Origin of the sequence: Bradyrhizobium sp. 215_C5_N1_1 (genome assembly GCF_052075935.1) — a bacterium.
Taxonomy (GTDB): Bacteria; Pseudomonadota; Alphaproteobacteria; order Rhizobiales; family Xanthobacteraceae; genus Bradyrhizobium; species Bradyrhizobium barranii.
Genome location: NZ_CP197228.1, coordinates 4,838,896 through 4,863,420, shown reverse-complemented (window position 1 = coordinate 4,863,420; position 24,525 = coordinate 4,838,896). Strand labels below are relative to the sequence as shown.

Below are 24,525 nucleotides of genomic sequence, written 5' to 3'. Positions count from 1 at the left end.
CACCGGAGCTCTCGATGTATCGAGCCTTGAACTCCGCAAAACAGAAGCCGCAACGAAAAAGCCCCGGACAATGCCGGGGCTTTGACGTCTGAATTTCAGAACAGATCAGTACTTCGCGACGACCGGACCGGTCCAGTTGAAGCGGTAGACCAGCGAGGTCGAGATCGTCTGGTTCCAGCTGTTGGCGCGGATGCTGTTGCCGGTCGGGAGGTTGGTGCCGTCGATCAGTTCGTCCTGGGTCTTGGCGTTGTAGAAGGCCGAACGATATTCGGTCTTCATGAACCAGCCGGGCGAAGAGATGCCGAAGATGTTCAGGCTGTTCTCGACGCCGCCGCCAACGAACCAACCATTGCGGTTGTAGCTGTTGAGGTGGGCACCAGCGGGAACGCCGGCCAGCGTCAGGAAGTTGGTCTGGCCGAAGTGAGCGCCGGAATAACCGCCGTTGACGTAGGAGAGAACGTTCGGAGCAACCAGATAGCCGAGGCGCACACCAGCGGCCCAGGAGTCTTCCAGCTTCTGCGAGCCGGTGATGCCGAAGAAGGGATCCTGAACCGTGCCACGGATGCTGCCGAACTGACCGTCAGCGAACACGCCGGCGACCCAAGTGCTGTTGAACTGCCAGTCGTAGCCGAGACCGACGGTGCCGAACCAGCCCGAGCCACCCTGGCGCTGGCCGATCGTCAGCGGAACCGCGCCGACCGTGGTCTGGACGGACTGATCGGAGTTCGAGAGGCCACCACCACCACCGCCGAAGATGTAGAAGCCGGTCCAGTTGGCGACGGGCGCCGGAAGCGGGGCCTTCACGTAGGGACGGGCAGCCAGATCGGCCGCCGACGCCGAGCCGGTCATCGCGGCAACCGCGGTGAGTGCGAGCAAAATCTTCTTCATCTTAAAATCCCCAAGCTTTGGTCTGTCCGGCAGGCGCGAGCGCACTGAAGTCCGAGTGATCTGATGCCCGGACTATAGCCGCTTTCCACCGAAATGCTGTTGCCGGACAGGCACAGTCGCCGGGAAACGCCGCTCGGCGAGGATTCCGGGCGTGATCGCCGAAATCAAAAATATCTCTATTATTACAATATGTTGCGTCATTTTCCGAAGATCGAATTCCGGTAACTTCTCGTTAGCAAATCCGGCTCTGTCCGAAATGGTAGCAATCCTGCCTCAGCCTTGGCGCCGGTGAGTCGTTGGCCGAGTCGTTCCGCCCCAAGATGAGTCGGGTAGCGGACGCGGTCTGGGTCGGGCGCCTCCGCGAGCAGCCGCAAACAAAAAAGCCCCGGCCGAGGCCGGGACTTTGTGCGTGACGTCGGAAGACTGCCTCAGACGTCCAGCAGCTCCTCGCTCGCAAACTCCGCCTTGTCCGAGATGAACGCGAAGCGCGCCTCGGCCTTGGTGCCCATCAGACGCTCCACCGAATCCGCCGTGGTGTCGCGGTCGTCGGCGAGCAGCACCACCTTTAGCAGCGTCCGCTTGCGCGGATCCATGGTGGTTTCCTTGAGCTGCGCCGGCATCATCTCACCGAGACCTTTGAAGCGGTTCACCTCGACCTTGGCGTTGGCGTTGAACTCGCTCTTGAGCAGCGTCTCCTTGTGCTTGTCGTCGCGTGCGTAGACGGACTTCGAGCCATGGGTCAGCTTGTAGAGCGGCGGCACCGCGAGGAAGAGGTGGCCCTCGTCGATCAGCCGCGGCATCTGCCGGTAGAAGAAGGTGATCAGGAGCGAGGCGATGTGGGCGCCGTCGACGTCGGCGTCGGTCATGATGATGATGCGCTGATAGCGCAGATCCTCTTCGCGATATTGCAAAAGCTGGCCGCAGCCGATCGCCTGCACGAGGTCGGAGAGCTGCGCGTTCGCCGTCAGCTTGTCCTTGCCGGCCGAGGCGACGTTGAGGATCTTGCCGCGCAGCGGCAGCACCGCTTGCGTCTTGCGATCACGGGCCTGCTTGGCGCTGCCGCCCGCCGAGTCACCCTCGACGATGAAGAGCTCGGAGCCCTCGGTGCCGGCATCGGTGCAGTCGGCGAGCTTGCCGGGCAGGCGCAGCTTCTTGCCGGCGGTCTTGCGTGCCGTTTCCTTTTCCTGGCGACGGCGCAGCCGCTCCTCGGCGCGGTCGATCACGAAGTCGAGCAGCCGGTTGGCCATGTTCGGATTGCCCGATAGCCAGTGGTCGAACGGATCCTTCATCGCCTGTTCGACGATGCGCTGCGCTTCTGCGGTGGCGAGACGATCCTTGGTCTGGCCCTGGAATTCAGGCTCGCGCACGAACACCGACAGCATCACGGCCGCGCCCACCATGACGTCTTCCGACGTAATGGATGACGCGCGCTTGCCCTGACCGACGCGCTCGGCGTGATCCTTCAGGCCGCGCAGCAGCGCGCTGCGCAGGCCGGATTCGTGCGTGCCGCCATCGGGCGTCGGCACGGTGTTGGTGTAGGACGACAGGAAGCCGTCGGCATCCGCGGTCCAGGCGACAGCCCATTCGCAGGCGCCGTGCGCGCCGTTGCGGCCTGATTTGCCAGAGAAGATGTCGGGATGCACCAGCGTGTCGGCGTGGATCGCAGCGGCGAGGTAATCCTTGAGTCCGCCGGGGAAATGGAACGTTGCTTCCGCCGGCACGTCCTCGACGCCCTTCAGGAGCTCGGGCGCGCAGTTCCAGCGGATCTCGACGCCGCCGAACAGATACGCCTTCGAGCGCGTCATCTTGAACAGGCGCTGCGGCTTGAACGCGGCCTTGGCGCCGAAAATGTCGGTGTCGGGCTTGAAGCGCACGCGGGTGCCGCGGCGGTTGTTGATCTTGCCGAGATCCTCGAGCTTGCCCTTCGGGTGCCCGCGCTCGAACGTCATGCGGTAGAGTTTCTGGCTGCGTGCGACCTCGACCTCGAGCAGCGAGGATAGGGCGTTCACCACGGAGATGCCGACACCGTGCAGACCGCCGGAAGTCTCGTAGACCTTGGAGTCGAACTTGCCGCCCGAATGCAGCGTGCACATGATGACTTCGAGCGCCGACTTTTTCGGAAACTTCGGATGTGGATCGATCGGGATGCCGCGGCCGTTGTCGGTGACGGTCAGGAACCCGTCGGCGCTGAGCTCGACTCCGATGAAGGTCGCGTGCCCGGCCAGCGCCTCGTCCATCGAGTTGTCGATGACTTCGGCGAAGAGGTGATGCAGCGCCTTCTCATCGGTGCCGCCGATATACATGCCGGGCCGGCGGCGCACCGGTTCCAGGCCTTCGAGCACCTCGATATCGGCCGCAGTGTAGTCGGCTTCGCCGCCCGTTCCGCGCGAAGCCGCCTTGGCGGGCGCACGCGACTTCGGCTCATCGCCGCCGAAAAAATCGTCTTTTGCTTTTGGCTTCAACTGCTTGGACATATATTTTGATGCACTTTGATGGCCGCGATGGCGGCGAATCGGTTGGGCCGACTATGCCACGGCTGGCCTGCAAAGGTCACCGCAGGTCCGCCCGGCGGGTGTGGGTGGGAGCCAATCCCGGCGATTTTACGCCGCAGGCCCCACCAATTCCCGGCAATTTGACACCTGGGCCCGGCTCAGGCCCGGCTTTGTGACTTGATGTCACACAAGTCCTTGGCTTACCAGTCCTTTTATCTGACAGGACCGTGACGGGGCGGGAAGGCAATCTGGAATGGAGCAGTACGCGCACGCGCTGGCCGATTTCGTGCGCGCTCACCAGGCTTGGGCGGCCCCGATCGTGTTCCTGCTCGCCTTCGGGGAGTCGCTGGCGTTCGTCTCGCTGCTGATCCCGGCCTGGGGAGCGCTGGTTGCGATCGGCGCGCTGATCGGGGCGAGCGGCATCAGCTTCTATCCGGTCTGGATCGCCGGCGGCATCGGTGCTGCGCTCGGCGACTGGGTCTCCTACTGGTTCGGCTATCGCTACAAGGAGCAGGTCGCCCAGATGTGGCCGCTGTCGCGTTACCCGGAACTGCTGCCCAGGGGCGAAGCCTTCGTGCGGAGCTGGGGCGTGCCCAGCATCTTCATCGGCCGCTTCTTCGGCCCTTTGCGCGCCTCGGTGCCGCTCGCAGCTGGCATTTTCGAGATGCCCTATTGGAGTTTTCAGGCCGCCAATTTCATCTCGGCGCTAGTCTGGTCCGCGGCGCTGCTGCTTTTTGGCGACGTGATCGCGAAGATCATGGAATGGATCTGGCGCGTGATCTGACCGGGCAGCTCGGCCGCCCGGTCAGCGGATACGGCAGAGCCTAAAGCGAGGCGTTCCAGATCGACGGAATCCAGCGATAGCCCGAACCATCCTTCTCCTTCTCGACGCGGACGAGACCGGGGAAGGCGGCATGGAAGGCCTGGATCGGCATCTTCTCGGCAATCGCCATGTCGTAGAGCTTCCGCCGCGTCTCTTGCGCCAGCGGCTTGTCGACGTCGGAGGCAATGTTCCATTCAGGATGCTTCACGAACAGGAACGCTGCGCCTGCGGTGATGTCGACCTGCACAAGTACCTTTTCCGCGCCGGACGCGACGATGAAGGAGTTGTGTCCCGGCGTGTGGCCCGGGCTCGCCACCGAGGTGATGCCGGGCGCGACTTCCTTGCCGGACTCGTATTGCGTGACCTTGCGGCCGAGCGCATCGAACACGCGGCGGATATTCTTGAAGTTGCTCTCAAGGATCGGATTGCCGGTACCCTTGCTCATCTCGCCGTCATCCATCCAGAACTTCCATTCCACTGCCGGAACCATGATCTCGGCGTTGGGGAAGGCCGGCTTGTTCTCGGCCGCGAGCAGGCCGTTGATGTGGTCGCCGTGGAAGTGCGAGATGATGGCGGTGTCGACTGCCGCGCGGTCGATGCTGGCCGCTGCAAGGTTGTTGTGGAACTGGCCGACCTTGCCCTTGGTCTGCGTGAACTGGTCGGGCCCGAGACCGGTATCGATCACGACGAGCTTCGGCCCGGTGTTGACGACGACCGGATTGAAGGTGTGGGTGACCTTGTCGGTCGGCAGATGGTTCTCGGCGAAGATCTTGTTGATGTCGTCCTTGCTGGCGCCGGCCGCGTAATTGTCCGTCAGGTTGACGGTCGCGACGCCGTCGCAGACCACGGTGATCTGGTGGGTGCCGACATTGTAGCGGTAGAAGCTCGCATTCTGGGTCGCTGCCTGGGGCGCGGCGGCGCTCGCGGGCGAGGTCTTCACGAAGGGCAGGAGCGCCGAGGCGGCGGCGCCGGCTAGCGTTGCGCGACGGGTGATCTCGGTCATGGCGATGTCCTGGGGCTGGGTTGCGAACGAAAGGCACGAACCGGCGGGGTTGTGGCGCCTTTCTTTCTCGGGAACCCCCAAGCTTAGGAGAAATTCCGCTGCGACCCGATGACATCCGTGCGGCATCCTGCCGTCACGTGGTGCGGCAGCCGTCGCGCCCCATCGATTTGGACTTGACCCTGGAACCCTCTGGCCTTATAGCCGCGCGCCATGATCAACGCCGCGACCATCCTGTTCGCCCGTCGCCGCCGCCGCTCTTTAGCGGTTTGGGCGGTCGATCGCGTTTGAGATCATCGTCTTTGCCGCTGGATCCTATCCGCGGCATTCTCTCTCCTGTCAGCGCGATCTGATCCGGCGGCCCCTCAAGGAGGCCCAGCAGGAGACCACGATGTACACGCCACCCTTTTTCAAGCAGGACCGCGCCGCGAGCCTGAAATTCGCCGAGGAGCGCGGCTTCGGCACGATGTGCGCCTTCGACGGCCACAAGCCGGTCGCCTCGCCGCTGCCGTTCTACCTGACTTACGCCGCTGACGGCACGCCGCAGGCCGCCTTTCATGTCGCCCGTCACAATCCGCTGCTAAAGCTGGCGGATGGGACGACCTCCTGGCTGCTCGCGGTCAACGGCCCCGATGCCTATGTATCGCCCGACTGGTACGTCTCGCCGGATCAGGTGCCGACCTGGCTCTACCAGTCGGTGCATCTGAGCGGGCCGGTGCGCCTCTTGTCGGACGATCAGCTGGCGGTGCAGATCGACACGCTGAGCGACAAGTTCGAGAGCTGGCTGTTGCCGAAAGCGCCGTGGACATCGGCGAAGATGACGGCAGGCCGGCTGGAAGCGTTGAAGAAGGGGATCGTGGGCCTGGTCATGACGGTTGAAGAGGTCGAAGGCAGCTTCAAGCTCAACCAGCACAAATCGGACGCCGACTATACCGCGATCGCCAACGCGCTCGGGGCGCAACCCGCAGCCGACGCCAGAGAGATTGCACAATTGATGCAGGACGTGAGGCCGGAGGCCTTCGCGAACGAAACCAACATGCTCGAAAGGAGCGCGCCATGAGCCTCACGGAAACCACCAAGGCCCCGACCACCGGCGCCGCCAAGAAGCCCGCCACCGTCTTCGTCGACGGCGGCTCCGGCACCACCGGGCTCGGCATCAACGAGCGGCTGAAGCTCCAGAGCGACGTCACCGTGAAGACGATCTCCGACGACAAGCGCAAGGATCCCGCGGCCAAGAAGGCGCTGATGGAGGAGGTCGATCTCGTCATCCTCTGCCTGCCTGACGAGGCCGCGAAGGAAACAGTGGCGCTGGTCGACAGCATGGGCGCTTCGGCGCCGAAGGTGCTGGACGCTTCCACCGCGTACCGGGTCGCGCCCGACTGGGCCTACGGCTTTCCGGAGCTGACGTCGGACCAGGCCGCAAAGATCAAGGCCGCGAAGAAGGTCTCCAATCCCGGCTGCTATCCGACCGGTGCGATCGCGCTGCTGCGGCCGATCGTCGATGCCGGTCTGTTGCCGCCCGATTATCCCGTCACCGTCAACGCGGTGAGCGGCTATTCCGGCGGCGGCAAGTCGATGATCGCGAGCTTCGAAGACGGCAGCGCGCCGTCCTTCGAGCTCTACGGCCTTGGCTTCGAGCACAAGCATCTTCCGGAGATGCAGCTCTATTCGAAACTGACGCGGCGGCCGATCTTCATTCCCTCGGTCGCCAACTACCGGCAGGGCATGCTGGTCTCGGTGCCGCTCCAGCTCGACGCGCTGCCGGGCAAGCTTGGCGGTGCGGACCTCCAGGCCGCGCTGGCCAAGCGTTACGCCGGCTCGAAATATGTCTCGGTGATGCCGCTCCAGAACGAGGCGACCAAGGGCGGCAAGCTCGAGCCGGAGGCGCTCAACGAGACCAACACGCTCGAGCTCCACGTCTTCGCCAGCGACAAATATCACCAGGCGGTACTGGTCGCCCGGCTCGACAATCTCGGCAAGGGCGCCTCGGGTGCGGCCGTGCAGAACATGCGGCTGATGCTGGGCCTTGCCGACAATAGCTGATCGAACGTTGCTCGGGAGGCCAGCCCGGTGGACGAAGCGACGCTGCGACTTTCGACCCCGGCAAGACGATCAAATGACGCCTGAAAGGTACGCGTGATGAGCTCGAAGAAGATCGGCATTCTCGGCGCCTCCGGTTACACCGGGGCCGATGCGGTGCGCCTGTTGGCCCGGCATCCGAATGCCGAGATCGTCGCGCTCACCGCCAACACCCATGCCGGCAAGTCGATGGGCGACGTGTTTCCGCATTGTTTCATGCTGGACCTGCCGAAACTCGTGGAATGGGAAAAGGTCGACTGGAGCAAGCTCGATGCGGTGTTCTGCGGACTGCCGCACGGCACCACGCAGGAAATCATCGCCGCGGTCCTCAAGGCAAATCCCAAAATCAAGGTCCTCGACATGTCCGCCGATTTCAGGCTGCGGGACAAGAGCACCTATGCGCAGTGGTACGGCCATGAGCACCGGGCGCTCGAACTGCAGGGCGAAGCGGTCTACGGTCTCACCGAATTCTATCGCGAGAAGATCACGTCGGCGCGGCTGGTCGCCTGTCCCGGCTGCTATCCCACGGCGGCGCTGCTCGCGCTGGTGCCGCTTGCGAAAGCCAAGCTGATCGACGTCGACGACATCGTCATCGACGCGAAATCGGGCGTCACCGGCGCCGGCCGCGGGCTGAAACAGAACACGTTGTTCAGCGAGGCGGGCGAGGGGCTGTCGCCCTATTCGGTCGGCACCCACCGGCACGCGCCCGAGATCGAGCAGGAGGTCGGCGTCGCCGCCGGTTCCGCAGTGACGATCAACTTCACGCCGCATCTTATTCCGATGGCGCGCGGCGAACTCTGCACCTCCTACGTCAAGCTCAACGGCGCGACGCCGGACGATCTGCGAAGCGCGCTGGAGCAGGCTTATGCCAACGAGCCCTTCGTGCATGTCGCCAGGAAGGGCGTGCTGCCGCAGACCCAGAATGTGCGCGGCTCCAACTATGTGCAGATCGGCGTCGTCGCCGACCGCATCAAGAACCGGGCGATCGTGATTTCCACGCTCGACAATCTGGTGAAGGGGTCGGCCGGGCAGGCGATCCAGAACATGAACCTGATGTTCGGGCTGCCCGAGACGGCGGGGTTGGAGCAGATCGCGCTGTTTCCATGACACGAGGTACTGCGGTGGACGAAGCGACCTTGCAATTCTACCGGCAGAACGCCGAGGCCTATGCCGGCTGGGCGAAGGCCGCATCGACGCGGTTGCGGGGCTTTCTCGCCCTGCTGCCGCCGGGAGGCGCGATCCTCGAGCTCGGTTGCGGTGCCGGCAATCATTCCGCAGTGATGCTCGCCGAAGGTTTTTCAGTGCGTGCGACCGATGGCTCGCCCGAAATGGCCGGGATCGCCTCGCGCCGGCTTGGTCATCCCGTCGAGGCGATGCGGTTCGACCAGCTGGATGGGCACGAGGCCTATGACGGCGTCTGGGCGAGCGCCTGTCTGCTGCATGTGCCACGCGACGAGCTCGCCGGCATCCTTGGAAAGATCCACCGTGCACTCAAGCCATCAGGCGTGTTCTACGCCAGCTACAAGATGGGCGAGGGCGACGCGCGAGACAGCCTCGGGCGGTACTACAGCTACGTCTCGCGGGAGTGGCTCGAGATGACTTACGCCAGCGCAGGTTCGTGGATCACGCTGTCGTCGGACACCAACGTGATCCAGAGTTTCGACGAGACGCCAGCCAACATGCTGAACCTCGTCGTACGCAGGGCCTGATCCCTAAGAGACCCGATTTCTAGAGCACCTTGAAGATTGCCAGCGCAAGCACGGCCTGGGCGAGGAAGCCGACGGTGAAGGCGAGAGTCCGGAACACCGGGATTCCGAGCGCATAGACGATCAGATGCGCGACACGCGACCAGAAATAGACCGCACAGGCGAGCACGGTCCATTTCGAGGAATAGTCGATCGCGTTTAGGATCAGCACCAGCGGCGCGAAGAGCACGAGGTTTTCGACGGCGTTGTCATGCGCGAACATCAGGCGGTTCGCCCACTCCGCCTGCGGCTTGTCGGCGCGCGAGGGATTGGCCAAGGCGCCACTGAGCCCCCGAACCTGGCAGCGGTTGATGGTGTAGGGAATCCAGAGGATCCCGGTCAGGATCACCGTCAGTGTCAGCCAGAACAATTCGCGCGTCATGGTCCGTCCCCTGTGTCTTCGCTGCGTTGAGAGCGAGTCTATACGAAAGCGCGGGCGAGTCCGCTATGCGCGAACCCTGACATAGCTGCCGGGCGCGTCCTCGATCGGGGGCAGGGCCTCGCTGCCGACCACGCGCGCCGGGACTTCCTCCGGATCGAGCTCGCCCAGCCATTGCCGCCAGTCCGGCCACCACGAGCCCTTGTGCTCCACCGCGCCCTTCATCCATTCGGCGACGTTGACATCCTTGACGTTGTCGTTGGTCCAGTACTGGTACTTGTTCGAGGCGGGCGGGTTGACCACGCCGGCGATGTGGCCCGAGCCGGACAGGACGTATTTCACCGGGCCGCCGAAGAACTGCGAGCCGTACAGCACCGATTCGGCCGGCGCGATGTGGTCCTCGCGGGTGGCGAGGTTGTAGACGGGCACCTTGACCTTGGAGAGGTCGAGCAGCGTGTTGTCGAGCACCATGGTGCCGGTGGAGAGCCGGTTCTCCAGGTAGCAATTGCGCAGGTAATAGGAGTGGTTCGATGCGGTCATGCGCGTCGCATCCGAATTCCAGTGCAGGAGGTCGAACGCGCTCGGCTGCTGGCCCTTCAGATAGTTGCTGACGACATAGGACCAGATCAGATCGTTGGAGCGCAGCATGTTGAAGGCCATCGCCATCTTCGAGCCTTCGAGCACGCCGGCCGCCTTCATGTCCTGCTCGAGGGCCGCGATCTGGTCCTCGTCGACGAACACGAGGAGATCGCCGGCATGGGTGAAGTCGACCTGCGCGGCGAAGAACGTCGCCGACGCGACGCGCTGGCGGCGCTTCTCGGCGAGCCAGGCCAGCGTGGTCGCGAGCATGGTGCCGCCGACGCAATAGCCGGCGGTGTGCACCTTCAACTCGCCGGTGACCTTCTCGATCACGTCCATCGCTGTGAGCGGGCCTTCCTTCATGTAGTCTTCCCAGCTCTTGTTGCCGAGCCGCTTGTCGGGATTGACCCATGAGATCACAAACACGGTGATGCCCTGGTCGACGCACCACTTGATGTAGGATTTCTCCGGCTTGAGATCGAGGATGTAGAACTTGTTGATCCAGGGCGGCACGATCAGGAGCGGCGTGCGCAGCACGTTCTCCGTGGTCGGCGAATACTGGATCAGCTGCATCATCTCGTTCTGGTAGATCACCTTGCCCGGCGTCGTCGCCATATTGACCCCGACGACGAGATTGTCCGGATTGGACTGGCGGATCTTCAGCATGCCCTTGCCGGCCGCGATGTCCTCGGCCAGCATCTTCAGGCCGCGCGCGAGGTTCTCGCCGCTGCTGGCGACCGTCTCGCGCAGCACTTCCGGATTGGTCAGCACGAAGTTGGACGGCGAGATCGCGTTGGTGATCTGCTGGATGTAGAACTCCGCCTTGCGGCGGGTCTGCGGGTCGAGCCCGTCGGCGTCGCGCACCAGCTCCTGCGCCCATTTGGTCGTGAGCAGATAGAGCTGCATCATGAAATCGAAGAACTGGTTCGACTTCCATTCCGGATCGGCAAAGCGCTTGTCACGCGGCGAGGGCGCGATCGCGGGCGGGGCGTCCTGGCCGGCCATGCGGCGCGCCGCCGAGCCCCAGAGGTCGAGATAATCCTTGGCGAGCTTGGTCTGCAGATCCGACGCGCGGGATGTGTCCGACAGCCAGTATTCGGCGACCGACGTGAAGGCCTTGACCACTTCCGTCAGCTCGGCCGGCGGGCGATCCTGCACCTCGCCGCTCTCGCGTGGCTTGAGATACGCGGCGAGCGCCTTGCCGCCGCTCTCCATCGCCTGCGCGACATTCATCGCGAAGGCTTCCGCATCGAACTTCGTTTCGGATTTGGGTGTGTCGGTCGTGGCGCTACTCATGAGCAGAACAGTAACGATTCATTCCGTATTCGTCACCGCGAAGCTCGCATGTTTGGCGTTAAACAAGCTCCAACATGTGCTGCACTGCGACAAAGCCCCTTGGTTTTGTCACAATCAGCGTGCACCTCTTCCGCAGTGGGCCTTGGAAGTATTCTCGCTCGTACCATTTGTGGGCAGCAATGGTTTGAGCTTGGGCAGGTTGTCGGGTTAAGTTCCGGCAGCCTTGCATTGGGACGAGTAGGGGATTTCCCAAGTGTTGGCGTTGAGGGACCTGCAAAAGTCGCTGCCGATCTGTGGCGCGCTGCTGATGGCGGCGCTTGCCTTGGGCGGCTGCTCGAGTCAGCTGGCTGACTATACGCCCACCGACGCGCAGGCCCATCCCAGGGAGCCCGGCTCCTACCTTCCGGTGCACGATCTGCCGCCGGATCGTGATCAGGCGATCATCCCGCCGGACCAGCGCGCCAAGATTGAAGCCGAGCTGGCCGCCGCGCGCGAACGCCAATCGGTTGCCGCAAAAGACGCCAAGTAACGCGGCGTAATCGCTGGCGCCCCCGCCATGCCGTGCTAAAAGACCTCAGTTCAGCCGAGAGTCAGGGCGAACGACTTCAGCTCCTGCCGTCGAATATTACTCTAAGCGTTTGATTTTGAGTGATTTTCGCGAGGGGGCGAGAGCTTTCCCGAGCGGCTGTCATGGCCGGTCGATTCTGTCCTGACCGGTTGCCCGGAGCCCAGAGAGCCATGGAAGAGTTTTACCGCATCCGCCGCCTTCCGCCTTACGTGTTCGAGCAGGTCAACCGGGCCAAGGCGGCCGCGCGGAATGCCGGCGCCGACATCATCGACCTCGGCATGGGCAATCCGGACCTGCCGGCGCCGGCGCATGTGCTGGAGAAGCTGAAGGAGACGCTGGGCAAGCCGCGCACCGACCGCTACTCGGCCTCCCGCGGCATCCCCGGGCTGCGCCGGGCTCAGGCCGCTTATTACGCCCGCCGCTTCGGCGTGAAGCTCAACCCCGACACCCAGGTCGTGGCGACACTCGGTTCGAAGGAGGGCTTTGCCAATGTGGCGCAGGCGATCACCGCGCCCGGCGACGTCATCCTCTGCCCGAACCCGAGCTACCCGATTCACGCTTTCGGCTTCCTGATGGCGGGCGGCGTGATCCGCTCGGTGCCCTCGGAGCCGACGCCGCAATTCTTCGAGGCGGTGGAACGGGCGATCGTGCATTCGATCCCGAAGCCGCTCGCGCTCGTCGTCTGCTACCCCTCGAATCCGACCGCCTATGTCGCGAGCCTCGACTTCTACAAGGACCTCGTCGCGTTCGCGAAGAAGCACGAGATACTGATCCTGTCCGATCTCGCCTATGCCGAAGTCTATTTCGACGAGAACAACCCGCCGCCCTCGGTGCTCCAGGTGCCCGGCGCGATCGACGTCACCGTCGAGTTCACCTCGATGTCGAAGACCTATTCGATGGCCGGCTGGCGCATGGGCTTTGCGGTCGGCAACGACCGCGTGATCGCCGCGCTCGCCCGCGTCAAATCCTACCTCGACTACGGCGCCTTCACGCCGGTGCAGGTCGCCGCGACCGCCGCGCTGAACGGCCCCGACGATTGCATCAAGGAGATGCGCGACACCTACCGCAAGCGCCGCGACGCGCTGGTGGAGTCATTCGGCCGCGCCGGCTGGGAGATCCCGCCGCCGGAAGCCTCGATGTTCGCATGGGTGCCGCTGCCGGAGGCCTTCCGCAGCGTCGGCAGCATGCAGTTCGCAACCCTGATGGTGGAGAAATCCGGCGTCGCGGTCTCGCCCGGTGTCGGCTTCGGCGAGCACGGTGAAGGATATGTCCGCATCGCCATGGTGGAAAACGAGCAACGGATCAGACAAGCCGCGCGCGGCGTGCGCCGCTTCCTTGAAAGCGGCATCGAAACGTTGCACAACGTCGTTCCGCTCGCCAATCGGCGTTAAGTTTCTCTTCGGCAGGTTTTCTAAAGCATCATGGTTGCACCCCTGAAAGTGGGCATAGCGGGGCTCGGCACCGTGGGCGCCGAAGTTGTCCGTTTGATCGAGACCCAGGCCCGCGTGCTCGCGGGCCGCAGCGGCCGCGGCATTCGCGTCGTCGCCGTCACCGCGCGCTCGAAGGCGAAGAAGCGCGGCGTCGATCTGCGCGGCATCGAATGGGTCAGGGACCCCATGGCACTGGCCACGCATCCCGGCATCGACTGCTTCGTCGAGCTGATGGGCGGCGCCGGTGATCCCGCTCTCTCTGCGGTCGAAGCGGCACTGAATGCGGGCAAGTCGGTCGTCACCGCCAACAAGGCGCTGCTCGCCAAGCACGGCCTGAAGCTTGCCAAGGCCGCCGAAAAGCACGGCGGCGCGCTGAATTTCGAGGCAGCGGTCGGCGCCGCGATCCCTGTCATCAAAACGTTACGCGAAGGGCTTGCCGGAACCGGCGTCACCCGCGTCTACGGCATCCTCAACGGCACCTGCAATTACATCCTGACGCGGATGGAGCAGGAGGGCCTGTCCTTCGCCGAATGTCTCAAGGATGCGCAGCGGCTCGGCTACGCCGAGGCCAATCCGTCCTTCGACGTCGATGGCCACGACACCGCGCAAAAACTTGCCATTCTCGCCAGCCTCGCTTTCGGCACGAAAGTTGCTCAAAGCGCTGTGTATGTCGAAGGTATCTCATCCATCGCGCCGGAAGATCTGCGCGCGGCCGACGATCTCGGTTACCGGCTCAAGCTGCTCGGTGTTGCCGTCCGTACCGCCAAGGGCATCGAGCAGCGCGTGCACCCGACCATGGTTCCAAAATCCTCCTCGATCGCGCAGGTGATGGGTGTCACCAATGCGGTCACGATCGATGGCGAGGGCATTCCTCCGATCACGCTGGTCGGCCCCGGTGCCGGCGGTGCTGCGACCGCATCCGCCGTCGTCGCCGACATCGCCGACGTTGCGCGCGGCATCCGCGCCAATCCGTTCGGCCGGCCGATCTCGCATCTGCGCGACACCAAGAAGGCGCCGATGGAGCGGCACGAGGGCGGCTACTATATCCGCCTGCTGGCGCGGGATTTCCCGGGCACTGCGGCCGCGATCGCGACCCGGCTCGCGGAGCAGAAGATTTCGATCGAGTCGATCGTGCAGCGTCATCCCAATGGCGGCGCTGCGCCGGCGAACGGCAAGGCGGTGCCCGTGCCCGTCATCCTGATCACCTATGCGACGCATGAGGACGCCGTGCGACGCGCGCTCGCGGCCGTGCAGAAGGACAAGGTGATCAGCGGACGGCCACAGGTGATCCGGATCGAGAAGAACTGAGCATGACCCGGAAAAGTGTGAAGAGGTTTTCCGGAAAGGTCATGCTCAAACAATAGGACACGGTTCGAACGAACTGTGGGTGTTACGAGTTGATGCGGACGGAGATCTCCGTCCAAAACTGTTCCGAAGGAGTTAGCCGATGTCGACCCATATTTCAGTCCCGCCGCACGCGTTGCTCGAGCGCATCCTCACGCTGGAGATCGTGCGGGTGACGGAGCGGGCGGCGGTTTCTTCGGCGCGGCTGCGCGGGCACGGCAACGAGAAGGCGGCCGACCAGGCCGCGGTGGACGCCATGCGGCGCGAGCTCAACAAGCTGCCGATCGAGGGCACCATCGTGATCGGCGAGGGCGAGCGCGACGAGGCGCCGATGCTGTTCATCGGCGAGAAGGTTGGCATGAACGCCGGCCCGCAGGTCGACATCGCGGTCGACCCGCTCGAAGGCACCACGCTGTGCGCCAAGAACATGCCGGGCTCGATTGCCACCATGGCGATGGCCGACGGCGGCACGCTGCTGCACGCTCCTGACGTCTACATGGAGAAGCTCGCGATCGGTCCCGGCTACGACAAGGGTGTTGTCGAAATTGATGCCTCGCCCGCCGACAACGTCCGCCGCCTCGCCAAGGCCAAGGGTGTCCAGCCGGAAGGCATCACCGTTCTCGTGCTCGACCGCCCGCGCCATGCCAGCATCATCGAGAGCGTGCGCTCGACCGGTGCCGCCGTCCGCCTCATCACCGACGGCGACGTGGCCGGCGTAATCCACTGCGCCGACCCCGATAACACCGGCGTCGACATGTATCTCGGCACCGGCGGCGCGCCGGAAGGCGTGCTCGCGGCCGTGGCGCTGCGCTGCATCGGTGGCCAGATGCAGTGCCGCCTGATCCTGGATTCCGACGAGAAGCGCGAGCGCGCCGCCAAGATGGGCGTCAACGATCCCAAGATGATCTACGGCATCGAGGACATGGCGCGCGGCGACTGCCTGTTCGCTGCCACCGGCGTCACCACGGGCTCGTTGCTGTCGGGCGTCAAGTTCCGCAAGGACGGCGTGATCGAGACCGAGACGGTCGTGATGCGCTCCGTCACCGGCACCGTGCGTTACATCAAGGCCGAGCACCGGCAGTTGGAGAAGTTTTACCTGGGCTGACGCGCTTCGTCATTCCGGCGCGACGGGACCGCGCAAAGCGCGCGGCCCGGAGAAACCGGAATCTCGCGCCATAACTTCTGGATTCCGGGTTGGTGCTGACGCGCCCCCCGGAATGACAAGAACAACAAAAGAGGAAGCGCACATGTCCGATCTCTCCTCCGTCAAAGCCCTGGTCTTCGACGTGTTCGGCACCGTCGTGGACTGGCGCACCAGCCTGATCACCGACCTCACGTGGTGGGGCAAGGGCCGCGGCATCTCCGCCGACTGGACCGCTTTGGTCGACGGCTGGCGCGGCATGTACACGGCCGCCATGGATGACGTGCGCAAGCACCCCGAACGTGGCTATGTCATCCTCGACGTCCTGCACCGCCGCTCGCTGGACAAGCTGGTCGAGAAGTTCGCGATCAAGGGTTTGACCGAGGCCGACCTCGACTACATCACCAAGGGCTGGCACCGTCTGCATCCCTGGCCCGACAGTGTCGCGGGCCTCACACGGCTGAAGTCGAAATTCGTGATCTCGCCGCTGTCGAACGGCAATGTCGCGCTGCTCACCAACATGGCGAAGTTCGCAGGCCTGCCGTGGGACCTCATCATGTCGGCCGAGCTGTTCGAGCACTACAAGCCCGATCCCGAGACCTATCTCGGCGCCGCGCGCCTGCTCGGCCTCAAGCCGGAGCAGGTGATGATGGTCGCCGCCCACAACGGCGATCTCGCCGCCGCGCAGAAGAACGGGCTGAAGACCGCGTTCGTGGCGCGGCCGACCGAATACGGTCCGCTTCAGAAGGTCGACTTCGAGGCGACCGGCAATTGGGACATCGTCGCCAAGGATTTTGGCGGGGTCGCCGACAAGCTCGGCTGCTGAGCGGCATCGCTTTTGACATCCTTCAAGACAGCGCCTTTCATATCGACAATGTCGATGTGTGAGGTGCGCCCCTGGATACCGAGCTCGCGCGTACATTCCTGACGGTGGTTGCCACCGGCAATTTCATCACCGCCGCCGACCGGCTTCACGTCAGCCAGTCCACCGTCAGCACGCGGATCCACTCGCTCGAGGAGCTGCTCGGCTGCACGCTGTTCGTGCGCAACAAGGCAGGCGCGACGCTTACGGTGGCGGGGCGGCAATTTCAGCGCCATGCCTCGACGCTTGTTCGCACCGTCGAGCAGGCCCGCCATGACGTCGGCCTCCCCAAGGGCTTTAGCGGGGTGCTGGTGCTCGGCGGCCGCATCGGCCTGTGGGAGGAGTTCCTGCTGCTTTGGGTGCCGCGCATGCAGGAGGCCAATCCGCAGATCTCGATCCGGGCCGAGAGTGCCCTTGAGCCCGAACTGATGCAGGGGCTGGTCGAGGGACGCATCGACATCGGCGTGATGTACACCCCGCAAAGCCGCCCCGGCCTCAAGGTCGAGTTGCTGATCGAGGAGCAGCTCGTGCTGGTGTCGACCAATCCCAGGAGCGATCCGGAGCCGCAGGAGGGCTACGTCTATGTCGACTGGGGGCCCGAATTCTACGCCCGGCACAGTGCCGTCTTTCCCAATTTCGCGGGGCCTGCGCTGACCGCCAACATCGGCTGGCTCGGGCTGCAGCACGTCCTCGCCAACGGCGGCTCCGGCTATTTTGCGCACCGGATCGTCGAGCCGCTGCTGAAGGCGCGGCGGCTGCACCTGGTGGTGGGAGCGCCGAAATTCTCGATGCCGGCCTATGTCGTCTATTCGGTCGACCAGCCCGACGACCATGTGCAGAGCGCGATAGCGATCATGCGCGACCTCGCCGCCGAGCAGACCCGGCGCGTGACGGAAACGCCGGCGCGTGGCGCGCGCAGGCGCCGCTGACGGCTCGTTTGACTGGATCTATCCGCGCCGGTGCAGGCGGGTCTCGGCGAGCGCCGTCACCGCGCCAAGTGCGAGCGTCGCGACGACGATATCCGCAGTCGCGTCGAAGCCGACGGCGAGAACTGCAGCGGCGATCACCGCGGCCAGCACGGTGATGGTGAAGCCTTCGTCGGTTATCAACCGTCGTGCGCCGCTGAGAAGCGTTGCACGCTTGTTCGTGGGACGCATTCGCCGCCTACTGAAACAGCTTCATGGCGTTGAGCAGGGTCTGGATCACGCCCGCGAGCAGGGGGATGCCCGCAAAGCTCCAGGCCAACGCCAATTGCAGCGGCGTGGTCTTTGCCGTCTGAGCGGTCTGCATGATGTCAGGCCCCCGAGGGATTGTTGCTCGCCGCGGCTGCGGCCGCGATCTCGGTGGCACGATGCACCGGCCGCATCGCCGCCATCGTCCGTGATACCCGCCAGGCGATCCAGCTCAGCAGCGATTGGGAGAATGACGCTTCGCTCCGTGATGTCGTGGTCATGGTCGCCTCCTTGTGTTCGTCCGAACGTCAGGCAGCACGCGCCGCCTCGAGACCTGAACTGTCCTCGTCTTTCATGTGATGACGCTTGTCGACGGCACGGACGCAGAGGTTGGCGAGGAAGCCGATCACGAGCAGTCCGGCCATGATGTACATGGTCGTGTTGTAGGCCTGCGCCTTCGGCACGCCGTGCGTGACGTTGTATTCGCGGATGTAGTTGATCAGCACAGGCCCAGCGATGCCGGCCATCGACCAGGCCGTCAGCAGGATGCCGTGGATGGCGCCGACATAGCGCGTGCCGAACATGTCGCGCAGATAGGCCGGCACGGTGGAAAAGCCGCCGCCATACATGCTGACGATGATCAGGAAGCACAGCACGAACAGCACGACATTGCCGCTCGCGCCGGCATAGGGCACGGTCACGTAGAGGGCGATTCCGAGCACCATGTAGACGAAATAGGTGCTCTTGCGTCCGATGAAGTCGGATAACGAGGCCCAGCTGAAGCGTCCGCCCATGTTGAACAGGCTCATCAGGCCGACGAGACCTGCGGCCGCGACTGCGGTGATGTGGCCGGGGAACATCTCCTGGCTCATCGCCGAGGCCTGGCCGAGCACGCCGATGCCGGCGGTGGTGTTGCAGAACAGCACGATCCAGATCAGCCAGAACTGCGGCGTCTTGATCGCCTGGTAGACGAACACGTCGTTCCTGGTCATCAGCTTGGTGGCGGCCGCAGGCGGCACATAACCCTCCGGCTTCCAGCCCTGCGCCGGCACGCGCACGATGGCGGAGCCGACCATCATGAAGACGAAGTAGACACAGCCGAGCGTGATGAAGGCGCCGAGCACGCCGACGTCGCTCGTGGTCGCAAACTTGCTCATCAGCCATACGGAGAGGGGGGAAGCGATCAGCGCGCCGCCGCCAAAGCCCATGATCGCCATGCCGGTGGCCATCCCCGGCCGGTCGGGAAACCACTTCATGAGCGTCGAAACCGGGGAGATGTAGCCGATGCCGAGCGCGCAGCCGCCGATCACGCCGTAGCCGAGATAGATGATCCAGAGATTGTGGAGATAGACGCCGAGGGCCGAGATCAGGAATGCGCTCGCCCAGGCAACGCCGGCAGTGAACATCGCCTTGCGCGGGCCGCCTTCCTCGACACAGCGTCCGAACACTGCGGCCGACAGTCCGAGGAAAACCATCGCGATGGAGAAAATCCAGCCGAGCTCGGTGAGCTTCCAGTCGCCGGATGCCGATTGGGTGACGCCGAGCAGCTTGGTCATCGGCAGGTTGAAGACGCTGAAGGCGTAGGCCTGCCCGATGCACAGATGCACGCAGAGTGCGGCGGGCGGCACCATCCATCGGCTGTAGCCCGGCCTTGCGATCGTGTGCTCGCGATCAAGGAAGGGCAGCAGCGAACGTGCAGGCATTCCCGATGCGTCGAGCGTCGTCGTCATCCAATCCTCCGGTGCCTCGCTGTTCTCGGGGGCGGCCTTTACGGGCAGCCGGGCGATGGCGCGGATCAGGCTACGCAGAAGGAGGATTTTGACAAACGAATAATACGCGCTGTTACAATCGGATTAATCGATATTAGAAAGAGCAGAAATCGGCATGGCGTTTTCGCGATGGACAAAAGGTCCGGGCGGTCTCGCGCCGCCCGGACCTGATCTGAAGAATGACAACGTCATCTGCCTTGGTTCGGTATGGTATGTCAGCCGATGCTACTTCGCTGTGACCGCATTCGCAGCCTTTCGGATCACATCCAGCACCACATCCGGCTTCGACAGCATGGGGACGTGGGACGAAGCCACTTCGGTCACGGTAGCGTTCATGCGCTTCGAGACGAAGTGTTGCAGATCGGGGTGAACCGTCTGGTCCTTGCTGGCGAGGATGTACCAGCTCGGCTTCGAGGTCCACGCTGTGCCATCGACCTTCTGGGTCAGGAGATCCGCAACCGGCGCCCCTTGCGTTGCGTAGACCAGCTTTTGCTCGGCTTCGGGCAGGTCGCCGGCAAAGTGCGTCAGGCCGCTTGGCTTGAGCCAGACACGGCCCGCCGGCGCGTCGATGTGGCCGAACACCTGCGTCGTCGGAAATTTTGCAATCTGGCTCTGCGAAGTTTCGTCGGCAGCGGGCGCGAGCGCGGCGATGTAGACCAGCGCGGCGACCCGCGGATCGGTTCCGGCATGCGTGATCAGTGTGCCGCCATAGGAGTGGCCGACGAGGACCACGGGTCCGGGAACACGGCCAAAGCACGCCGTCACGCAGGCGACGTCGGTTGCGAGTGAATCGAGCCCGTGCTGGCTCGCCAGGACCTCGTGGCCTTCGGCTTGCAGCGTCGGGATCAGCTTGCCGAAGCACGATCCGTCAGCCCAGAGGCCGTGCGCGAAAACGATGCTTGGTTTGGTCATGAGATGGTCTCCGTTGGCTGCGCAACGGCGAGCCGAGGTGCTCGCGGAGCGGGAAGCGGGGGAGCTTCACGTCTAACGCGCGACCACGTCAGCTGACAGAGGGTCGCAAGGATAATCGGGCGAATGCGAAATTGAGCAAGTTCGGCTCGCGAGCCGAATGCAGCTTACGCCCCACACGACAGAGAGCGTGCATCAGTTCAATGGTCCGGGCAGCGTGCACCGTCGCGATTGTGTCTCCTGATCGCGCGATGCGGCAGGACGGCACGAATCTTTTTGCGTCAGGATGGCGTGCGCATGCCCAGGCGTTCGACGAAGCGCACGAGGTAACCGTCCGGATCCTGGACGAGGAATTCACGCTGGCCGAATTCCTGGTCGCCAGCCCGATACCAGGCTTCGTTCGGCTGCTCGTAGAGCGGCCATTTGGCATCGCCGAGAGCCCTAAGCATGGGATCAATGCGATCGACGACCATCTGGAAATTGACGCCGCGTCCGAATGGCCGCTGCATCTCGGCCGTCTCCCAGCGTCCATTCAGTTCGCAGAGCATCACCTGCAAACGCCCCCTGACGAGATACGCAAATCGCGCATCGGGGCGATCATAGGCGAGCTCGAAGCCGAGCAAGTCGCGCCAGAACGGCAGGCTGGCTTGAATGCTGGAAACGCTGAGTTCGGGAACGAGATCGGCAAAGCCGCCTTGCGGTGCGCTTCCCGTGCTGTTGGAGGTCGCACGCGCGACGGGGGCAGAGGGCAGTGGTTTGTTCATTGCGGCGTCGCCTGATCTTATGACCGACCTTCGGGGCGGTTATCGCAGCGAAGCGGCGCGAATGCCAGACGCGGAATGGGGCGAACGAGTGCTCGCCGGGCAAGGTCGCCTCACGCGATCCGCAGCGCGAGGTCGTTTCCTTCCGTCTCGGCAAAGCCCGCCTGCAAGACCTCTTCGCGCTTGTGGCGCAGATGCGCACGCAGGATGTGGGAGAGGCCGGCGCCATCGCGCCGCTGCAGCGCGTTCAGGATCGCCTCGTGCTCCTTCACGGCGAACGCCCAGCGCTGCGGCGTCATCGGCGTGACGTAGCGCGCGCGCCTGATGCGCGCGGTCACGGAAGCATAGAGCCGGGTCAGCGCGGGATTTCGGCTGCGGCGACGATGGCCTCGTGAATTGCGCGGTTGCCGCGATAATACTGGATCAGATCGCCCTCGCGATAATGCCGAACCATGTCGTCATGTGCGGCGGCGATTTCGCCGATCCCGGCGTCGCTGATGCGCTCGCAGGCGAGCTCGCCGGCGAGCGCCTCGAGACCCTGGCAGACCTCGGTGGCTTCCCATTCCCGATCTGCACGCCCGCGCACGGCACCGCCTACGACATCGCAGGGCAAGGCATCGCGTCGATCGGCGCCAGCCGCGCCGCGTTGCTGCTCGCCGCGGAGATGGCCGCGCGCCGCGGTGCGTGACGAGGCGGCGCTACTTCGTGATCGGCGTGACCAGCTCCTTGTCTGCTGAATCCACGACGAAGACGGCAAGCAGCTTCGCAGGTTCGGTATCGCTGGCATTCGCGCTTATGGCGTGACGGTCGCCGGGCTTTTCGAAGAAATTCTCTCCTTTGCGATAGACCTTGGCGGGCTCGTCATTGACCTGACTGCGGATCGCTCCTTCCAGGATGGTCGCATAGATGAATGCGGAGCGCGGATGCATGTGGGCCGGCGAGGAGCCTCCGGGACCATACTCGACCAGCACGCCCTTCATGCTCTTGCCCGGGACGTTCGGCAGCGCCTGGTCGAACACGACCGTCACTTTGGCCAGAGGTGCCGGTTCGGCCGCATAAGCCGTCAGGATTGATGCGGCATAAACCGCCGTTGCGATCAGCAATCTGCGCATGGGATTTCCTTCATTGCAGTGGTTGTCGTGATGGAAGCTCTTGCGGTCCCTCAGAGTCTTGCGAGCCACGTTGCGAGCGGCGTTTTTCCAAGCCGCGCCTCGCCGAGCGGGTTCAGCGATGTGTCGTCGATGGGGGCGCCGTAGTACGGTGCCTTCGGGTCTCCCACCACCGGTCGGGCGTCGCCGGACGCCTTCAGGCGCCGCGCAATGAATTCATTGAAGGGCGCCTTCTCGGGGCCTGCGATATCGATGGTGCCGTTGAGCGGCCGGCCCATGGCGACCTCCGCGAGGCGATCGGCTACGTCTTCGGCGGCGATCGGCTGAAACAGTGCGGACGGGACGACGATCTTTCCTTCGACCACAGCCGTTTCGGCAATGGCGCCGAGGAATTCGAAGAACTGGGTGGCACGAACGATGGAGTAGGGGACCGACGAGGATTTGATGATGGTCTCCTGGGCGAGCTTGGCCCGAAAATAGGAATTGTCGGGCGACCGTTCGGTCCCCACGATCGACAGCGCCACGTGATGCTTCACGCCCGCGGCCGCCTCTGCCGCGACGAGGTTTGTGCTTGAGCGCTGGAAGAAATCGAGCACGGCGGCGGGCTCCCAGGACGGCGCGTTGGCAACGTCGACGACGACATCCGCGCCAGCCAGCGCTGCAGCGAGGCCTTCCCCGGTCACGGCGTTCACGCCTGATTTCGGCGAGGCTGCAACGGCCTCGTGGCCGTGCTGTTTCAACTTCGTCACGAGCTTGGATCCGATCAATCCGGTCCCGCCGATCACGACGATCTGCATGGCATGTCTCCTCGGCATGTGACGAGCGTGAGTGATCCCAATCCGTGAGCCGATCACGTCACGTCCGCCCAACGTGATGCGAAGCGCAGCGTAGCCGAGCAATGCGGCAAGCTCTTGCCTGTAACCGGCCTGCTTTGCCGGAAAATGCTTCAGAAGACTCGTTGCGACGGGGTGGGCGCCGCGCCTGCCGCGGTCGGTTCGAAGCCCAACGCAAGAAGTTTGCTGCATCTGCTCTGCTCATGCGGAGGCGGCAAAATTGCACCGAGATCAATGTTCTTATTGTACTGAATAATGTACCGGTTCATATTGCGCCGCATCGACCCTCAAATGCACCGAGAGGTGGTCGCGCCCGACAAAGCGGAGCAACAGAATGAGCGTGAGTTATCTTGATGTGTTTCTGGCATTCCTCGGAATGACCTTTGGCCTGCCTTCAGTGCTGCCCGGTCTCTTTTTCCAGCCGAAGGCCGAGCCGCCTCGAACCTCGCAAGCGACGTCGACCGACGCCGGCCCAACAGCAACCGATGACGACGTCACGGCGACCTGAGCCGGGTCTCGCCCGCGATGTTTCGGCGTGACGCGCGCCGAGGCGCGAGCGTGGCGGTCATGGAGATGCGCAGATGGATTTGACGGTCGCCACGGTGATCATCGCCTTTTCCGGCGTCTTCCTGATCTGCTTCATGAAGGGCGCATTCGGCGGCGGCTTCTCCATCGTTGGCATTCCGTTGCTGTCGTGCGTGATGGATCCGGTCACCGCGGGCGGCCTGCTCGCGCCGCTCTTCATCGCCATGGACCTGTTCGCGTTGCGCTACTGGAAGCCATCGACATGGTCGAAGCCGGACCTGGTGCTGCTGTTGCCCGGGCTCGTGATCGGCATTGCCCTCGGCTATCTCTTGTTCCGTGTATTGGACCATCGCGCCGTCGCGATCGTGATGGCGGTCGTGACGTTGAGCTTCGTTGGCATATGGTTCGTAAGTGATCCGAAGGTGGTCATTCGTCCGCGCTCCTCGCCGAAGGCGGTTGCTGCCGGTCTTGCCTCGGGTGTCACGACCATGGTCGCGCATTCCGGCGGACCGCCGCTGGCGATGTACCTCCTGCCGCTTGGCCTCAGCAAGGAGGTCTACGCGGGAACGACCAGCCTGTTCTTCACCGTCGGCAACGCGATCAAGGCGGTACCTTGGCTGCTGCTCGTGCGGCCGGCGGGCAACGTCTGGATCGTGATGGCGGCGTGCCTCTTTGCCATTCCCAGCGGCGTCTGGCTCGGCTGGCGGCTGCACGGAAAGCTGGACCAGCGGCAGATCTACCGGGCGTGCCATGGCTTGCTGGCCGTGACGGCGTTGAAGCTGTTGTGGGACGGAGTGTCTGGCTATCTCGGATAGGCTGCA

26 protein-coding genes and 2 pseudogenes are annotated in these 24,525 nt (G+C 64.0%); 14 read left to right on the top strand and 14 right to left on the bottom strand.

Annotated features, from left to right (window positions below; all coding sequences use genetic code 11):
• Positions 1–105: 105 nt before the first annotated feature.
• Entirely contained in the window at positions 106–888 is a 783-nt protein-coding gene (locus AB7G19_RS23615) for an outer membrane protein (RefSeq protein ID WP_085401054.1), read from the bottom strand.
• A gap of 428 nt (positions 889–1,316) precedes the next feature.
• A complete protein-coding gene (gene parE, locus AB7G19_RS23610) occupies positions 1,317–3,362 on the bottom strand; it encodes a DNA topoisomerase IV subunit B (RefSeq protein ID WP_071914292.1) in 2,046 nt (681 codons plus the stop codon).
• Positions 3,363–3,633: 271 nt separating this feature from the next.
• On the opposite strand from parE, the gene AB7G19_RS23605 reads away from it, so the two are divergent.
• Positions 3,634–4,164 (top strand): DedA family protein, encoded by a 531-nt coding sequence (locus AB7G19_RS23605; protein ID WP_354113167.1) that lies wholly within the window; start codon positions 3,634–3,636, stop codon positions 4,162–4,164.
• Between the two features lie 40 nt (positions 4,165–4,204).
• On the opposite strand, the gene AB7G19_RS23600 is transcribed toward AB7G19_RS23605, so the two are convergent.
• Positions 4,205–5,206, bottom strand: coding sequence for an MBL fold metallo-hydrolase (locus AB7G19_RS23600; protein ID WP_441268133.1), 1,002 nt, complete (start codon positions 5,204–5,206; stop codon positions 4,205–4,207).
• A 388-nt stretch (positions 5,207–5,594) separates the two neighbouring features.
• Here AB7G19_RS23600 and AB7G19_RS23595 point away from each other — a divergent pair, with 388 nt between their 5' ends.
• From AB7G19_RS23595 to AB7G19_RS23580, 4 genes are all read left to right on the top strand, one after another.
• On the top strand, positions 5,595–6,263 hold the full coding sequence (locus tag AB7G19_RS23595) for an FMN-binding negative transcriptional regulator (protein WP_063983505.1): 669 nt from the start codon (positions 5,595–5,597) through the stop codon (positions 6,261–6,263).
• The gene (argC, locus tag AB7G19_RS23590; protein WP_208071606.1) at positions 6,260–7,246 is read left to right on the top strand and encodes an N-acetyl-gamma-glutamyl-phosphate reductase; all 987 of its coding nucleotides are present in this window, start codon (positions 6,260–6,262) and stop codon (positions 7,244–7,246) included. The genes AB7G19_RS23595 and argC (AB7G19_RS23590) overlap by 4 nt, the downstream gene beginning before the upstream one ends.
• A gap of 96 nt (positions 7,247–7,342) precedes the next feature.
• Positions 7,343–8,389 (top strand): N-acetyl-gamma-glutamyl-phosphate reductase, encoded by a 1,047-nt coding sequence (argC, locus tag AB7G19_RS23585; protein ID WP_208071604.1) that lies wholly within the window; start codon positions 7,343–7,345, stop codon positions 8,387–8,389.
• 14 nt (positions 8,390–8,403) lie between these two features.
• On the top strand, positions 8,404–8,991 hold the full coding sequence (locus tag AB7G19_RS23580; RefSeq protein WP_085401209.1) for a class I SAM-dependent methyltransferase: 588 nt from the start codon (positions 8,404–8,406) through the stop codon (positions 8,989–8,991).
• A gap of 19 nt (positions 8,992–9,010) precedes the next feature.
• Here the strand turns inward: AB7G19_RS23580 and AB7G19_RS23575 are convergent, their stop codons facing one another.
• Both AB7G19_RS23575 and AB7G19_RS23570 read right to left on the bottom strand, forming a co-directional pair.
• Complete coding sequence (locus AB7G19_RS23575; protein ID WP_063983501.1) at positions 9,011–9,409, bottom strand: MAPEG family protein; 399 nt, start codon at positions 9,407–9,409, stop codon at positions 9,011–9,013.
• Positions 9,410–9,472: 63 nt separating this feature from the next.
• Entirely contained in the window at positions 9,473–11,281 is a 1,809-nt protein-coding gene (locus tag AB7G19_RS23570; protein ID WP_354234062.1) for a PHA/PHB synthase family protein, read from the bottom strand.
• Positions 11,282–11,534: 253 nt separating this feature from the next.
• Between AB7G19_RS23570 and AB7G19_RS23565 the strand changes: the two genes are divergently transcribed.
• From AB7G19_RS23565 to AB7G19_RS23540, 6 genes are all read left to right on the top strand, one after another.
• Entirely contained in the window at positions 11,535–11,810 is a 276-nt protein-coding gene (locus AB7G19_RS23565) for a hypothetical protein (protein WP_135213523.1), read from the top strand.
• 209 nt (positions 11,811–12,019) lie between these two features.
• Positions 12,020–13,240, top strand: coding sequence for an LL-diaminopimelate aminotransferase (locus AB7G19_RS23560; protein WP_014495524.1), 1,221 nt, complete (start codon positions 12,020–12,022; stop codon positions 13,238–13,240).
• A gap of 30 nt (positions 13,241–13,270) precedes the next feature.
• On the top strand, positions 13,271–14,587 hold the full coding sequence (locus AB7G19_RS23555) for a homoserine dehydrogenase (RefSeq protein WP_085401211.1): 1,317 nt from the start codon (positions 13,271–13,273) through the stop codon (positions 14,585–14,587).
• Positions 14,588–14,726: 139 nt separating this feature from the next.
• Positions 14,727–15,728, top strand: a complete 1,002-nt coding sequence (gene glpX, locus AB7G19_RS23550; RefSeq protein ID WP_063983497.1) for a class II fructose-bisphosphatase — start codon at positions 14,727–14,729, stop codon at positions 15,726–15,728.
• A 142-nt stretch (positions 15,729–15,870) separates the two neighbouring features.
• Positions 15,871–16,590, top strand: a complete 720-nt coding sequence (locus AB7G19_RS23545; protein ID WP_135213525.1) for a haloacid dehalogenase type II — start codon at positions 15,871–15,873, stop codon at positions 16,588–16,590.
• A gap of 71 nt (positions 16,591–16,661) precedes the next feature.
• Positions 16,662–17,555 (top strand): LysR family transcriptional regulator, encoded by an 894-nt coding sequence (locus AB7G19_RS23540; RefSeq protein ID WP_135213526.1) that lies wholly within the window; start codon positions 16,662–16,664, stop codon positions 17,553–17,555.
• Between the two features lie 18 nt (positions 17,556–17,573).
• On the opposite strand, the gene AB7G19_RS23535 is transcribed toward AB7G19_RS23540, so the two are convergent.
• The 7 genes and pseudogenes from AB7G19_RS23535 to AB7G19_RS23505 all read right to left on the bottom strand — a co-directional run bounded on the left by AB7G19_RS23535 (position 17,574) and on the right by AB7G19_RS23505 (position 21,823).
• A complete protein-coding gene (locus AB7G19_RS23535) occupies positions 17,574–17,783 on the bottom strand; it encodes a hypothetical protein (RefSeq protein WP_354123658.1) in 210 nt (69 codons plus the stop codon).
• A gap of 7 nt (positions 17,784–17,790) precedes the next feature.
• Positions 17,791–17,916: an MFS transporter small subunit gene (locus tag AB7G19_RS23530; protein WP_014495518.1), complete on the bottom strand. Its 126-nt coding sequence runs from the start codon at positions 17,914–17,916 to the stop codon at positions 17,791–17,793.
• A 4-nt stretch (positions 17,917–17,920) separates the two neighbouring features.
• Positions 17,921–18,079 (bottom strand): hypothetical protein, encoded by a 159-nt coding sequence (locus AB7G19_RS23525; protein ID WP_157790313.1) that lies wholly within the window; start codon positions 18,077–18,079, stop codon positions 17,921–17,923.
• Between the two features lie 27 nt (positions 18,080–18,106).
• Positions 18,107–19,528 carry an L-lactate MFS transporter gene (locus AB7G19_RS23520; protein WP_354131283.1) on the bottom strand — a complete coding sequence of 474 codons (1,422 nt, stop codon included), beginning with the start codon at positions 19,526–19,528 and terminating at the stop codon, positions 18,107–18,109.
• A gap of 264 nt (positions 19,529–19,792) precedes the next feature.
• Positions 19,793–20,479: an alpha/beta fold hydrolase gene (locus AB7G19_RS23515; RefSeq protein ID WP_071914273.1), complete on the bottom strand. Its 687-nt coding sequence runs from the start codon at positions 20,477–20,479 to the stop codon at positions 19,793–19,795.
• A gap of 278 nt (positions 20,480–20,757) precedes the next feature.
• The gene (locus AB7G19_RS23510) at positions 20,758–21,240 is read right to left on the bottom strand and encodes a bleomycin resistance protein (protein ID WP_354123660.1); all 483 of its coding nucleotides are present in this window, start codon (positions 21,238–21,240) and stop codon (positions 20,758–20,760) included.
• A gap of 110 nt (positions 21,241–21,350) precedes the next feature.
• Positions 21,351–21,823, bottom strand: a pseudogene (locus AB7G19_RS23505) (GntR family transcriptional regulator).
• On the opposite strand from AB7G19_RS23505, the pseudogene AB7G19_RS23500 reads away from it, so the two are divergent.
• Positions 21,785–21,925 (top strand): annotated as a pseudogene (locus AB7G19_RS23500) (4-hydroxythreonine-4-phosphate dehydrogenase PdxA); the annotation flags it as partial. The pseudogenes AB7G19_RS23505 and AB7G19_RS23500 overlap by 39 nt on opposite strands.
• Positions 21,926–21,935: 10 nt before the next feature.
• Here the strand turns inward: AB7G19_RS23500 and AB7G19_RS23495 are convergent.
• Both AB7G19_RS23495 and AB7G19_RS23490 read right to left on the bottom strand, forming a co-directional pair.
• A complete protein-coding gene (locus AB7G19_RS23495; RefSeq protein WP_354097772.1) occupies positions 21,936–22,349 on the bottom strand; it encodes a cupin domain-containing protein in 414 nt (137 codons plus the stop codon).
• A gap of 50 nt (positions 22,350–22,399) precedes the next feature.
• Positions 22,400–23,143, bottom strand: a complete 744-nt coding sequence (locus tag AB7G19_RS23490) for an SDR family oxidoreductase (protein ID WP_354123661.1) — start codon at positions 23,141–23,143, stop codon at positions 22,400–22,402.
• 370 nt (positions 23,144–23,513) lie between these two features.
• Between AB7G19_RS23490 and AB7G19_RS23485 the strand changes: the two genes are divergently transcribed.
• Complete coding sequence (locus AB7G19_RS23485; RefSeq protein WP_166096445.1) at positions 23,514–23,687, top strand: hypothetical protein; 174 nt, start codon at positions 23,514–23,516, stop codon at positions 23,685–23,687.
• A 73-nt stretch (positions 23,688–23,760) separates the two neighbouring features.
• Positions 23,761–24,519, top strand: a complete 759-nt coding sequence (locus AB7G19_RS23480; protein ID WP_354123662.1) for a sulfite exporter TauE/SafE family protein — start codon at positions 23,761–23,763, stop codon at positions 24,517–24,519.
• The last annotated feature ends 6 nt before the right edge of the window (positions 24,520–24,525 follow it).